Consider the following 12,466-nt stretch of genomic DNA (forward strand, 5'->3'; position numbering starts at 1 on the left):
AAGTAGAATGGCAAAACCTTGCTATGCTGTCGTAGATTTAGAAACTACAGGCAACCAATTAGATTATGATGAAATTATTCAAATAGGCATAACATTTGTGCGTGAAAATAAAATTATTGGAACGTATCACTCCATGATTAAAACAGATTTAGAAATTCCTCCTTTTATTCAAGCGTTAACTTCAATTGAAGAAGATATGTTAAATCAAGCACCGTATTTTCATGAAATTGCAGAAGATATATACAAACAAATAGATGGTTGTATATTTGTAGCGCATAATGTGGCGTTTGATTTAAATTTTATCAAGAAATCATTTAAACAATGCCATATCAATTATCGTCCAAAGAAAGTCATGGATACGTTAGAATTATTCAAAGTTGCTTTCCCAACGGATAAAAGCTATCAATTAAGCGAACTAGCTGAAGCACATGGGATTATCTTAAACAATGCCCATAGAGCTGATGAAGACGCTGCCACAACGGCACAACTGATGATTATTGCATTCGAAAAATTTGAATCTTTACCATTAGATACACTTAAGCAACTTTATTACCTAAGTAAAAATCTAAAATACGATTTACATGATATTATATTTGAAATGGTGCGAAATTATGATGAACAAACGCTTAGTGATCGATTTGATCAATTCGAACAAATCATATATAAAAAACAAATAGATTTTAAAGCACCAACCGTACAATTCGGTGGTAACTTAAAAGCACTATACACTTTAGTGACTAAAGAACTGGGGTTAACATATCGCCCTCAACAATTATATTTATCTGAAATTATATTGGAACAACTCATGCATAGTGAAAAAGCAATGATTGAAGCCCCTTTAGGAAGCGGTAAGTCATTTGCTTATCTACTTGCCTCACTGATGTATAATATCGAAACTGGCAAACATGTCATGATTTCTACAAATACAAAATTATTACAAAACCAATTATTAGAAAAGGATATTCCTGCGATTAAAAAAGCATTAGATTTCAAAATAAATGCGACGCTAATCAAAAGCAAACGTGACTACATCGCTTTAGGGTTAATAAGTCAAATACTTGAAGAAGAATCTAGTAATTATGAAGTTTGCATTTTGAAGATGCAATTACTGATTTGGATTACGGAAACAGACACGGGTGATATTCAGGAATTAGATTTAAAAGGCGGACAAAAAATGTATTTCGAACAAAAACTCGAAACCTATGTTCCAGTCCGTAATGATATACATTATTTTAATTTTATTAAGCGCAATGCACAAAACATTCAAATTGGTATCACAAACCATGCCCACTTAATTCACGCAGCTCACGATAACTCCATTTATCAATTATTTGATGATTGTATTATAGATGAAGCACATAGGCTGCCAGATTATGCTTTAAATCAAGTAACTAATGAATTGAGTTACGCAGATATTAAATATCAGTTAGGGTTGATTGGTAAGACTGAAAATGAAAAGTTACTAAAATCTATAGATCTACTTGAACAGCAACGTATTCTCGAAAAATTAGACATACCACCTATAGATGTTTTTGGCTTAAAAACGACTGTGAATGAGATACATGATTTGAATGAACAATTGTTTACAACGATGTATGATATTATTCAATCTTCTGAAATACAAGATGATGAAGTCCATAAACTTCATTTCGTATATCACTTTGATGTCACACCTATATTAAACGACTTACATGCCATTATTCACAAATTAAACATGACGTTAGAATTCTTTAATGGTATGAGCCATAAATCAATTAAATCAGTGAGAAAGCAATTTCTATATATTAATGATCGTTTTAAAGATATTGAACAAAGTCTTAAAAATAAACACACATGTTATTTATCTATCAAAAATTTAAATCAGAAATCTACTATAAGACTTAATGTTAAAGATTACGATGTTAAAGAAATCCTCACGAAGCAAGTGCTCGATAAATTCAAATCACTAACATTTATTTCAGGGACACTAACATTCAATCATTCCTTTGAGAACTTTAAACAATGGTTTAATAAAGATATTGAATTTAACACATATGAAATTGATACGACCGTAACATCACCGAATCAAACGACTGTCTTTATACCAAATGATGTATCATCTTATAATTATAAGAATATTAACGATTATGTAAGTTCCATTGTTAATTATGTAATTGAATACGTATCTGTTGTAGAATCCAAATGTCTGATCCTATTTACGAGTTATAAAATGATGCATATGGTTCAAGAATTAATAAATGAATTGCCTGAATTTGAAGATTATGTTGTATTAACACAACAACAGAACCAAAACTATAAGATTGTCCAACAATTTAATAGTTTTAATAAAGCCATATTGTTAGGTACAGGTACATTTTTTGAAGGCTTCGATTTTCAGTCAAATGGCATTAAATGTGTCATGATTGCTAAATTACCGTTTATGAACCAAAATAATACTAAATATTGGTTGATGGAGTCTGAGTTTACTTCTACATTCAAAGAATATGTGTTACCTGATGCTGTGACACGCTTTAGACAAGGGCTAGGTAGATTAATTCGTAGTGAAAATGATAAAGGCATTATCGTATCTTTTGATGACCGTTTAATTCGTAGTAATTACAAACAGTTTTTTGAACAATCATTAGAACGATATCGTCAGAAAAAAGGGGATATTAAGCAATTTTCTACACTCCTTAAAAAATTAAAAAAAGAAAATGCTAAGAAACCATAAACATAGCACAAGCAACTAGAACTTATATATGGATTTTGTTAAAATATATAAGGATAAGAAAAGTAGAATACACTATTATAGGAGACTGGTTATGAATACAACGATAAAAGAAGCAAAACAGTATATTGGCCAAGAAGTTACAATCGGTGCTTGGTTAACGAATAAACGTTCAAGTGGTAAGATTGCTTTCTTACAATTAAGAGATGGCACAGGATTTATCCAAGGTGTTGTTGCTAAAGCTGAAGTAGATGAAGAGATATTCCAAAAAGCAAAAGAAATTACACAAGAGTCATCATTATATGTGACAGGTGTAATTAGCGAAGATAATCGTTCTGATATCGGTTACGAAATGCAAGTTAAATCAATAGAAGTAATATCTGAAGCACATGATTATCCAATTACGCCTAAAAATCATGGTACAGAATTTTTAATGGATCATCGTCATCTATGGTTACGTTCAAAAAAACAACATGCGGTTATGAAAATCAGAAATGAAATTATTCGTGCCACATACGAATTCTTTAATGATAACGGATTTACAAAAATTGATCCGCCTATCTTAACAGCAAGTGCACCAGAAGGTACAAGTGAATTATTCCATACAAAATACTTTGACCAAGATGCTTTCTTATCTCAAAGTGGCCAACTATATATGGAAGCCGCTGCAATGGCACACGGAAGAGTATTCTCATTTGGTCCTACATTCCGTGCAGAAAAATCTAAAACACGTCGTCACTTAATTGAATTCTGGATGATAGAACCAGAAATGGCATTTTGTGAACACGCACAAAGTTTAGAAGTACAAGAACAATATGTCACTCATGTTGTTAAATCAGTATTGAATCATTGTAAATTAGAACTAAAAGCGCTAGACAGAGATACATCTAAATTAGAAAAAGTAACAACACCATTCCCACGTATAACTTACGCTGATGCTGTTATTTTCTTAAAAGAACAAGGTTTTGATGATATAGAGTGGGGTGAAGATTTCGGTGCACCACACGAAACAGCAATCGCTAATCACTATGATTTACCGGTGTTCATCACGAATTATCCAACTAAAATCAAACCATTCTATATGCAGCCTAATCCAGAAAATGAGGACACTGTTTTATGTGCAGACTTAATTGCACCAGAAGGTTATGGTGAAATTATAGGTGGTTCTGAACGTATTAATGATCTTGAATTACTTGAAGAACGACTAAGTCAATTCGAATTAGATGCTGAAAGTTATAGTTATTATTTAGATTTACGTCGTTATGGTAGTGTGCCACATAGTGGCTTTGGCTTAGGTTTAGAAAGAACTGTAGCTTGGTTATCAGGCGTTGAACACGTTCGTGAAACAGCACCATTCCCACGCTTATTAAACCGTTTATACCCATAATTTATTTTAGAATATGTGTCAAAAACGTCCAGTCTAGTTATCAATGGCTGGACGTTTTTATAACATGAATATAGAACAGGAGGTATCTATCTTTGAATAGTGAACAACTTAAAATACGGCCCGTCATTATTAGACGTGAACTGTTAGATCATTATAACCAACTCGGGATAAATGAAGCTGAATTGGTTATATTAATTAAACTATTACATGCCTCTGAATCTTCAAACAAACAACCTTCTATTGAATCCTTGCAGCAAGGGACGACATTCGGCTCTAGAGAAGTCACAACTATCATCCAAAGTTTAATACAACATGATTTACTTGAATTAAAGGTTGAGAAAGATGAAGAAGGTAAATTTACTGAATATATGAACCTCAACCAATTCTATGTGAAATTAAGTGAGATAATGGAACAAGTAAATATTAAAGTAGAAGAAGAAAATACGGAAGTTGAATTTAATGTTTTATTTCAACAAATTGAACAAGCCTTTGGTAGGCCGTTATCTCCGTTTGAAATCGAAACGTTAAACCAATGGTTAGATATTGATAAACATGAATTAAGTGTCATTCAAGCTGCTCTAGATGAAGCGACGAGCCAGAATAAGTTAAGTTTTAAATATATCGATCGTATTTTATTAAATTGGAAAAAAAATAATGTAAAAACAATTGAAGATTCTAAAAAAATTAGTCGCCAATTCAATCAACCTAAAATGAAGCATACAATTAAAAAAGTGCCTAAATTCGACTGGCTGAATGGGGAGAATCCAAATGATAAGTAATAAAAAAGCATTAGAAATGGTTGATGTCATAGCAAATATGTTTCCAAATGCTGAATGTGAGCTCAAACATGACAATCCTTTCGAATTAACGATTGCTGTGTTATTATCAGCTCAAACGACGGATGTTTCTGTTAATAAATTAACAAAAGATTTATTTCAAAAATACAAAACACCTGAAGATTACTTAAATGTAGATATTTCTGAATTAGAAAATGATTTGCGTACCATTGGTCTATATAGAAACAAAGCGAAAAATATTCAAAAATTATGTCGTTCTTTGTTGGATCAATTTGATGGTGAAATTCCACATACGCATGCTGAATTAGAAAGTTTGGCTGGCGTAGGTAGAAAAACCGCTAATGTAGTTATGAGTGTTGCTTTTGGCGAACCATCTTTAGCAGTTGATACACACGTTGAAAGAATATCTAAACGTTTAGGCATTTGTAGATGGAAAGATAACGTGAGACAAGTTGAAGATAAGTTATGCCACGTTGTACCAAGAGAGCGCTGGAATAAAACACACCACCAACTTATATTCTTTGGTCGTTATCACTGTCTTGCTAGAAGTCCAAAGTGTGATGTTTGTCCGTTATTTAATGATTGTAGAGAAGGTCAAAAACGCTATAAAGCCAATTTGAAAGAGGCGTAATTTTATGATTACAAAAGAAGACTTTACTGAATTAGAAGCTCAAATTGATCAATATGCGAAATCAAAGCAATTGAAATCATCAGAAGCTAAATTAAAATTAGATGACTATTTTGCTTTAATCGAACAATATTTTAAACAGATTAATCATATCCAAACTATAAATTTTTCAGATTTAGATGCATACCCTGTAGTGCCAATGAATTTTGAAGAACGTTATCATTATATGATTGCTAGAAAATATCATTTTATGGGCTACAGTCAAATGAAAACTTTAAAATCTGAACTTATAAAAATGAATGCTTCTTATCAAATTAGAAGCAAAAACCGAAAATTATAGTTACTTTGTTCATATTGCTCGATTTGTAGATAATTTAAGGTATAAGGCACTCTATTTTAAAACTATGTTATAGTCATTTTAAAATGAGGTGTCTTATTTTTGAATATGAACACACATTTTTCACTAATTTTGTAACGAATGCATACAGCTAGAAAAATAGTATAAATAAGATTCTCTAGACTTCGAGACATACCACAATTCTGCTATGCGCAGCCGAGATCATAAACTTCTAAATATAAAGCGTACGCATCCACATATGATGGATGCGTACGCTTTATTATAATTGCTAATTGTAATATAAGTACTTATTGCAAATGCAGTTATTTAATTAAGTGATTGCTATCAAAAAATGAATACTTAGTGTTATTTAAAGATATCCTTATTTTCAAAAAAAATACCCGATAGCCAAATGAAATGGCATACCGGGTATGAGTGTAGCTAAATGAATTAACGTGCTGCACTTTGTTGGTTACTTGAGTTGTTTGTATTACTAGTTGAATTATTATTACTTGAATTAGAAGATGATGAACTGTTACTGCTACCACCTTGACCCTGAGGTTTATTACTAGTGGTATTATCATCTGGTTTACCTTTAACAGATAAATCATCTTTTGAGTCTCCAGAAACTGAATCTGGTTTAGAGAAATCTTTGCCATCTTTTGGTGAAATACTTTCCATGACATCTTCTAATAAGTATTGTGGGTATTCTTGTTCTTCATGGCCTACAAATGAGTTTGTACCGCCTTGTTTAACTTCATTGAATCCCATCCATACTGACATACTGTATTTAGGTGTGAAACCATTAATCCAAACATCTTTCGCTGCATCGTCTGGCAGATTATATTGTTGGTAAGTTTGTTCACCATAAGTACCTGTACCAGTTTTGGCTGCTAGATTAACGCCAGATACACCATGACCGTATGCAGAACCATATGCTTCAAATGTACCTTTAAGTACTTCTGCTAACATATATGATGTTGAGTCTTTCATAGCTTTTTTACTAGTATGATCGTATTCAACCGTTTCGCCATCTTGTTTGACAACTTTTTTAATAGAGTGGGCATTGTTATATTCACCACCATTAGCAATTGCAGCAAATGCAGAAGCTAATTGAGTAGGAGAGAATTCAGATGCTGAACCACCTAATACTTCAGATGGACCAATGTCTCCTTCATAATCTAACCCAACTTTTTTAGCAAAATCTTTTGGTGCATCGTTTCCGGCATTTTCTTTAGTTGATTGCCATGCTTTAAGTGCTGGAATATTAAAACTTTCACGTAATGCATCATAAAGTTTTACCGTACCGTGGCTCTTAGTATCATAGTTTCTAAATGTTACACCATCTACTTGATAAGATTCTTCATCTTGAATCGCATGGTTCGTTGCCCATGACATATTTTCAATTGCAGGACCATACGCTAAGAATGGTTTCAGTGAAGAACCAGTAGGGTGGGCATCAGTTGCTAAGTTTCTATCTACAATATCTTTATAATTTCTACCACCAGATATTGCGACAAGGCCACCATTTTCACTATCTACAATAGAAGAACCAACTTGTTGGTCTTCATTTTTATAATAGCTACCATTATTCACTCGATCTTGTAATGTTTGTTGAACATCTTTGTCCATATTCGTATAAATCTTAACGCCGCTATTTAATACAGAACCTAAATCTTCATCTTTAAATTCTTTATTATTCATAAGTTCAGATTTTACAAAGTTTACATATGAATCGTATGCCTCGTTTGAATTATCTTCACTTACTTCGCGATCTTCAGATGAACGTTGGACCAGATTGTCTTGTAAAGAAGTATTTTGTGCTTCTTCTTTTTGTTTCTTAGTAATTCTATTATGATATTCCATTAAATAAAGTACTGTATCTTTACGAGACTCAGCTTCTTTAGGATGATCATAAATGTTATAAGTATTTGGTACTTGTGGTAAACCAGCAAGATAAGCAGATTCCGCTAAATTCAAGTCTTTCAAATCTTTATTGAAATAATATTTAGCAGCAGCTTTCACGCCGTATACACCATCAGAGTAGTAAATTTTATTTAAGTACATCTCAAAAATTTCATCTTTACTATACTCTTGTTCTAATCTGTAGGACAAGTAAGCTTCTTGAGCTTTACGTGCAATTGATTTTTGATCTGTTAAGAATGAACGTTTAACTACTTGTTGTGTTAATGTTGATGCACCTTGTGAACCAAAGCCACCAGTGACGTTCTTAGCTACAGCACCAAAGAGACGTTTGTAATCAAGTGCTCCATGATCATAGAATCGATTATCCTCAGTAGCTAAAACAGCTTCTTTCATTGTCTTAGGTACTTCGTCTAAATCGACATGCTCTCGTCGTTGCCCATTATCGATTGTTTTAACTAAATCGCCATCTTTATCATAAATCTTAGCTGGCACGGGATCTTTTAATTTTGCTTCATTAAATGCAGGAGATTTCCAAGCATAATATGCAAACAACAAGATTCCTATTAAAGCTAGAACGATAAAGGCTATAATTAGAAACCCAAATATCTTAATAATCGTTCGTTTTATATTCCTATTCTTTTTTTGCTCGGACTTTCCATTCTTATTATTAGATTGAGAAGTCCTCTTTTTCTCCGTCATACGCGGTCCTCGCTTTCATCTAATATCAACTTATCAACTGTTTTGAGATAATTCAATCGTGGTTGATACTGATAAGGAATATAGTAACCATTTTTTCTTATTTCTTCAACCGTTACCGACTTTTTAATCTCTTGAATGTGTCTCTCCCAAAACTTTTTGAAATTTGCATATGGGAGCAAATACACTTCATCGAGCGATTTAAAGCGAATTAATAAAAATACAACCCCTTGTTGTTGATAACATGCTTCCATATGTCGAACTTGATGTTCATGCATATTATTTAAAGGGAATGATGTTTTATTTTTTGTTTCTTTTGCTTCAAAATCTAAATAACGACCATGATAAATACCATTATAGTCAGTTGTCGACGGCGTTCTAAAATAAGCCTCATTTATTACTGCCTTACTTCTCATAGGATAATGAACATTCACTATCTGTATCGGGGTAGGCTTCTTATGTATTACAGCAATACCTCGATTTAAATAATAATCATTCGATAGTTCGATATCTTTTTCAAGTGACATACCTCTGCCACCATAATCAATTTTACTCGTTTGTCCCTTATGAGTTCGTCCGACCTGAGACTTATTTCTATTAAATGGCTTTCCATTTGGATAATTCATTTATTTTCACCACTTTAGTTTGGTCATCCAAAACCTGTTTCATTATACATGACTTTAGCAAATTTTTCCAAACTATGAAATATGAACCAATGTATTTATAAATACATCACATACATTTTAACGTGCTTTGCTCAATTAAACAATATTTGAAACAAAATAAAATAGTTAATCATATAAATGATAAACGACACTTTAAAAATGACGAAGTAGGCCATTTATGGTAAATTTGTGAAGTAGGGGGAATCCTCATGCAACAACTATTAATGCAATTATTAAATGATGTTTTGAAAATGGTAGAAAAATACGAGACTGTCAAATCAACTGGCGAAGATTACGATTTTTATGTTGAGGTTGTACCATTCACAAATGATATTGATCAACAACTTAAAAAGCTAGTTACATATGAGCAACAAGTAACTCAATTACAATATATGAATAAACAAAAATTCGATTTACTTATTTCAAATATTGAATCTTTATCTGTTGAATGTCACTTTAAACGTACGAGCAGAAAATTATTTAATGAAAAAGTAAAGGCTGTTCAATATGATTTAAGCTACATACAAAGAAATGAGCAATTTTTATGATTAAAACTGTATATGTTACTGGATATAAGTCGTTTGAACTTAATATTTTTAAAGATGATGCACCTGAAGTTTCCTATTTAAAAAAATTTATTGAACATAAATTAAAACAGTTGATTGAAGAAGGATTAGAATGGGTATTGATACAAGGACAGATGGGTATAGAGCTATGGACAGCAGAGGTCGTGTTAGCGTTGAAAGCAACCTATCCAGATTTAAAATTAGGAATTATCACACCGTTTTATGGTCATATTGATAGATGGAACGAACAAAATCAAGCAAAATATAATCATATTGCGCATCATGCTGATTTTGTTGATAGCGTATTCCATTCTTCATATGAAGGGCCTCATCAATTTAAACAAACCGATCAATTTATGTTAGCACATTCTGATACAACGCTTTTGATTTATGATGAGGAACAAGAAGCTAGTCCAAAGTTCTTTAAGCAGATGTTAGTTGATTTTATGGAAAAAACAAATTATACTTGTGATATTGTGACGTTCGATGAGTTAACTGAATTCATCAACGACTTGCAGTGGTCTCAAGAGCAAAGTTTCGAATGAGGTGGAGAAAAATGTCAGAAGTTTCATTAAAATTATCAGCAAAAGATATTTATGAAAAAGATTTTGAAAAAACTATGACGCGTGGTTATAGAAGGGAAGAAGTAGATGCTTTCTTAGACGACATCATAGCTGATTATCAAAAAATGGCAGATTTAGATAATGAAGTAGTTAAACTTTCAGAAGAAAACAACAAATTAAAAAAAGAACTTGAAGAGTTAAGATTACGTGTAGCAACATCGAGACCACAAGAAAATAAAAACTTCTCTTCAAACAACAATGTTACAACTAAGAATAATAGTAGTAACAACAATGTTGATATATTAAAAAGAATATCCAACCTAGAAAAAGCTGTTTTCGGTAAATAATCAACTATTATCACATAGAGAATATGATGATGACCGTAGATATAGCAACATCTACATAAAGATAAGTTTTGAATTCGTTCAAAACTTATCTTATTTTTTATTTGTTTAGGCTATAAAATAATGATATACTTCTAAAGATGGTGTTTCGGGTAATCGCTATAGCGATATAGAGGAAAGTCCATGCTCACACAATCTGAGATGATTGTAGTGTTCGTGCTTGATGAAACAATAAGTCAAGGCATTAAGTTGACGGCAACGAAATAACCTAAGTCCTTAGATAAGGTTAGATTAGTTTGAAAGTGCCACAGTGACGGAGCTTTTGCAGAAATGCAAAAGGTGGAACGCGGTAAACCCCTCGAGTGAGCAATCCAAATTAGGTAGGAGCACTTATTTAACGGAATTCAACGTATATATAAGACATACTTTTAAAAGTATGTAGACAGATGGTTACCACCTGCGTACGAGTGTTTCTAGTACACGTTAGCAGTACAATGGTACAAAACATGGCTTACAGAAATATCATCACTAGACCCAAGCTCTCCCAAATCGGAGAGCTTTTTTCATTGCTATAATCTATTAAAAACCTACGTTCCATACACATCTTTAGGCAATGTCATATCTATTTAAAATAACTTTTGATAAAATAAAAGCAAATCATTATAAAGAAGGAGCAAAACAATGTATCAATTACTAGCAGTATGCCCAATGGGATTAGAAGCAGTTGTAGCTAAGGAAATTCAGGAATTAGGTTACGACACAACTGTTGAAAATGGTAGAATCTTTTTTGAAGGCGACGAAACTGCCATTGTTAAATGTAATTTATGGTTACGCACAGCAGATAGAATCAAAATTGTTGTTGGCCAATTTAAAGCCACAACCTTTGATGAATTATTTGAAAAAACAAAGGCACTACCTTGGGAAACGCTCATTGAACAAGATGGTAATTTCCCAGTACAAGGTCGAAGTGTTAAATCTACATTATTTAGTGTACCTGATTGCCAAGCCATCGTGAAAAAAGCAATCGTTGAGCGTTTGAGACGTGCATATCAAGCAAGTGGCTGGTTAAATGAAACGGGCGCTAAATATCCAATTGAAGTAGCCATTTTAAAAGATAATGCACTTTTAACTATAGATACTTCTGGTTCAGGTTTAAATAAACGTGGTTATCGTTTAGCGCAAGGTGAAGCTCCTATCAAAGAAACACTTGCTGCTAGCCTTATCCGTTTAGCGAACTGGACAGGTGACACACCTTTAGTGGATCCATTTTGTGGTTCTGGTACGATAGCAATTGAAGCATGTTTAATCGCTCAAAATATTGCGCCTGGATTTAACCGTGATTTCGTTTCTGAGAATTGGGATATTATGCCAGATCGTTTATATGATGAAATGAGAGATGAAGCTGATCAACAAGCGAATTATGACCGTAAATTAGAAATTTATGCATCTGATATCGATCCTGAAATGATAGAAATAGCACGAAGAAATGCAGAAGAAGTTGGATTAGCCGACATCATTCAGTTTAGTGTTAAAGATGTTAATACACTTACCATTGATGAAGATAAACCTATGGCTTTAATAGGCAATCCACCTTATGGTGAACGTATCGGGGATAGAGATAAAGTAGAAGAAATGTACCGCTACATCGGAGAACTTATGCAACAACATTCGCAACTATCTACATATATTCTTACAAGTAGTACAGAATTCGAATTTTTAGTAAATAAAAAAGCGACTAAACGTAGAAAACTATTTAATGGTTATATTGAATGTACATATTACCAATATTGGGGAGACAAAAAGCCTCGTTCTTAGTTTTTAGTGCAATTAGTATTTTGGAAAGCGGTGAC

General features: G+C 32.6%; 11 protein-coding genes and 1 other RNA gene. 10 read left to right on the forward strand and 2 right to left on the reverse strand.

Annotated features, from left to right (window positions below):
* The first annotated feature begins 7 nt into the window (after nt 1–7).
* The 5 genes from SSP_RS06560 (at nt 8) to SSP_RS06580 (ending at nt 5,859) form a co-directional block, all read left to right on the forward strand.
* Nucleotides 8–2,710: a helicase C-terminal domain-containing protein gene (locus tag SSP_RS06560; protein WP_011303079.1), complete on the forward strand. Its 2,703-nt coding sequence runs from the start codon at nt 8–10 to the stop codon at nt 2,708–2,710.
* 91 nt (nt 2,711–2,801) lie between these two features.
* On the forward strand, nt 2,802–4,094 hold the full coding sequence (gene asnS / locus SSP_RS06565; RefSeq protein WP_011303080.1) for an asparagine--tRNA ligase: 1,293 nt from the start codon (nt 2,802–2,804) through the stop codon (nt 4,092–4,094).
* Nucleotides 4,095–4,186: 92 nt separating this feature from the next.
* The gene (locus tag SSP_RS06570) at nt 4,187–4,873 is read left to right on the forward strand and encodes a DnaD domain-containing protein (protein ID WP_002483266.1); all 687 of its coding nucleotides are present in this window, start codon (nt 4,187–4,189) and stop codon (nt 4,871–4,873) included.
* Entirely contained in the window at nt 4,863–5,522 is a 660-nt protein-coding gene (gene nth / locus SSP_RS06575) for an endonuclease III (protein WP_011303081.1), read from the forward strand. The genes SSP_RS06570 and nth overlap by 11 nt, the downstream gene beginning before the upstream one ends.
* Before the next feature lie 4 nt (nt 5,523–5,526).
* On the forward strand, nt 5,527–5,859 hold the full coding sequence (locus tag SSP_RS06580; RefSeq protein ID WP_002483268.1) for a YpoC family protein: 333 nt from the start codon (nt 5,527–5,529) through the stop codon (nt 5,857–5,859).
* Nucleotides 5,860–6,306: 447 nt separating this feature from the next.
* Here the strand turns inward: SSP_RS06580 and SSP_RS06585 are convergent, their stop codons facing one another.
* On the reverse strand, nt 6,307–8,481 hold the full coding sequence (locus tag SSP_RS06585) for a transglycosylase domain-containing protein (protein ID WP_011303082.1): 2,175 nt from the start codon (nt 8,479–8,481) through the stop codon (nt 6,307–6,309).
* Nucleotides 8,478–9,104 (reverse strand): Holliday junction resolvase RecU, encoded by a 627-nt coding sequence (gene recU, locus SSP_RS06590; protein WP_011303083.1) that lies wholly within the window; start codon nt 9,102–9,104, stop codon nt 8,478–8,480. The genes SSP_RS06585 and recU overlap by 4 nt, the downstream gene beginning before the upstream one ends.
* A gap of 248 nt (nt 9,105–9,352) precedes the next feature.
* Between recU and SSP_RS06595 the strand changes: the two genes are divergently transcribed.
* The 5 genes from SSP_RS06595 to SSP_RS06610 all read left to right on the forward strand — a co-directional run bounded on the left by SSP_RS06595 (nt 9,353) and on the right by SSP_RS06610 (nt 12,431).
* Complete coding sequence (locus tag SSP_RS06595) at nt 9,353–9,691, forward strand: DUF1798 family protein (protein WP_011303084.1); 339 nt, start codon at nt 9,353–9,355, stop codon at nt 9,689–9,691.
* Nucleotides 9,688–10,254, forward strand: a complete 567-nt coding sequence (locus tag SSP_RS06600) for a DUF1273 domain-containing protein (RefSeq protein WP_002483272.1) — start codon at nt 9,688–9,690, stop codon at nt 10,252–10,254. Before SSP_RS06595 ends, SSP_RS06600 begins: the two co-directional genes overlap by 4 nt.
* A gap of 11 nt (nt 10,255–10,265) precedes the next feature.
* Nucleotides 10,266–10,619, forward strand: a complete 354-nt coding sequence (gene gpsB / locus SSP_RS06605) for a cell division regulator GpsB (RefSeq protein ID WP_011303085.1) — start codon at nt 10,266–10,268, stop codon at nt 10,617–10,619.
* Nucleotides 10,620–10,760: 141 nt separating this feature from the next.
* Nucleotides 10,761–11,135: RNase P RNA component class B (rnpB, locus tag SSP_RS12670), an RNA gene on the forward strand.
* A 162-nt stretch (nt 11,136–11,297) separates the two neighbouring features.
* Nucleotides 11,298–12,431: a THUMP domain-containing class I SAM-dependent RNA methyltransferase gene (locus SSP_RS06610; protein WP_011303086.1), complete on the forward strand. Its 1,134-nt coding sequence runs from the start codon at nt 11,298–11,300 to the stop codon at nt 12,429–12,431.
* Nucleotides 12,432–12,466 lie beyond the last annotated feature (35 nt).

It is taken from the genome of Staphylococcus saprophyticus subsp. saprophyticus ATCC 15305 = NCTC 7292 (assembly GCF_000010125.1).
GTDB classification, from domain to species: Bacteria; Bacillota; Bacilli; order Staphylococcales; family Staphylococcaceae; genus Staphylococcus; species Staphylococcus saprophyticus.

Coding starts and splice junctions, on each gene's coding strand:
- SSP_RS06595 (WP_011303084.1), top strand. CDS start 9,353: ATGCAACAACTATTAATGCAATTATTAAATGATGTTTTGAAAATGGTA.
- gpsB (WP_011303085.1), top strand. CDS start 10,266: ATGTCAGAAGTTTCATTAAAATTATCAGCAAAAGATATTTATGAAAAA.
- SSP_RS06610 (WP_011303086.1), top strand. CDS start 11,298: ATGTATCAATTACTAGCAGTATGCCCAATGGGATTAGAAGCAGTTGTA.
- nth (WP_011303081.1), top strand. CDS start 4,863: ATGATAAGTAATAAAAAAGCATTAGAAATGGTTGATGTCATAGCAAAT.
- recU (WP_011303083.1), bottom strand. CDS start 9,104: ATGAATTATCCAAATGGAAAGCCATTTAATAGAAATAAGTCTCAGGTC.
- SSP_RS06600 (WP_002483272.1), top strand. CDS start 9,688: ATGATTAAAACTGTATATGTTACTGGATATAAGTCGTTTGAACTTAAT.
- asnS (WP_011303080.1), top strand. CDS start 2,802: ATGAATACAACGATAAAAGAAGCAAAACAGTATATTGGCCAAGAAGTT.
- SSP_RS06560 (WP_011303079.1), top strand. CDS start 8: ATGGCAAAACCTTGCTATGCTGTCGTAGATTTAGAAACTACAGGCAAC.
- SSP_RS06580 (WP_002483268.1), top strand. CDS start 5,527: ATGATTACAAAAGAAGACTTTACTGAATTAGAAGCTCAAATTGATCAA.
- SSP_RS06585 (WP_011303082.1), bottom strand. CDS start 8,481: ATGACGGAGAAAAAGAGGACTTCTCAATCTAATAATAAGAATGGAAAG.